This is a genomic window from Streptomyces sp. 130 (assembly GCF_007096885.1).
Lineage (GTDB): Bacteria > Actinomycetota > Actinomycetes > Streptomycetales > Streptomycetaceae > Streptomyces.
Map to the genome: position 1 here is coordinate 1 of NZ_VJNO01000111.1, position 1,001 is coordinate 1,001.

Annotated in this window: 1 protein-coding gene; it reads right to left on the reverse strand. The window is 67.1% G+C overall.

The features are described 5' to 3' along the window. A partial coding sequence (locus FKN01_RS32215; protein WP_143626180.1) for an AMP-binding protein occupies positions 1 to 1,001 on the reverse strand: 1,001 nt, incomplete at both ends.

Genomic DNA, 1,001 nt, shown 5'->3' on the forward strand with positions numbered 1-1,001 from the left:
GGTGAGGTAGGTGGGGACCATGTGCTCGGGGAGCTGGTTGGCGAGGTGCCGGCGGATGTCCTCTGTCGGGGTTGCGGTGTCGGTGACCAGGTAGGCGGCGAGTTGGTCGTGGTGGGTGGTGATGGTGGCTTGGGTGATGTGGGGGTGGGTGAGGAGTGCGGCTTCGATTTCGGCGGGTTCGATGCGGAAGCCGCGGATTTTGAGTTGGTTGTCGGCGCGGCCGTGGTAGTGGAGTTGTCCGTTGTGGTCGAAGTGGGCGAGGTCGCCGGTGCGGTAGAGGCGGGTGCCGGCGGGGCGGTGGGGGTTGGGGGTGAAGGTGGTGGCGGTGAGGTCGGGGCGGTTGAGGTAGCCGTGGGCGAGGCCGTGGCCGGTGAGGTAGAGGTGGCCGGTGACGCCGGGTGGGACGGGTTGGAGGGTGGGGTCGAGGATGTAGGCGGCTTTGTTGGTGAGGGGTGTGCCGATGGGGATGGTGGGGTGGGGTGTGTTGGTGGGTGTGATGGTGTGGGTGGTGGTGAAGCCCATGGATTCGGCGGGGCCGTAGCCGTTGATGACGGTGGTGTGGGGGGAGAGTTGTTGGAGTTTGTGGACGTGGGGGGGGGATGCGGCTTCGCCGCCGGTGTAGGCGGTGGTGACGGTGGTGAATGCTTCGGGGTGTTCGTCGGTGAGGTAGTTGAAGAGGCTGGCGGAGAGTTGGAGCATGGTGGCGCCGTGGCGGGTGGACAGTTCGGCGATGAGGGCGGGTTCGGGTTTCTGGCCGGGTTGGAGGATGGTGGTGCCGCCGTGGAGGAGGGCGCCCCAGAATTCGAGGCTGAAGGCGTCCCAGGAGACCGGTGAGCACTGGAGGAATACCTGGTCGGGGCCGAAGTTGCCGTAGGTCTGGGCGGTGACGGTGGAGACGAGGTTGCGGTGCGAGGAGAGGATGCCCTTGGGCCGGCCGGTGGAGCCGGAGGTGAACATCACGCACGCCACGTCGTCACCCGTGACCGGCACACCCAGGTTGC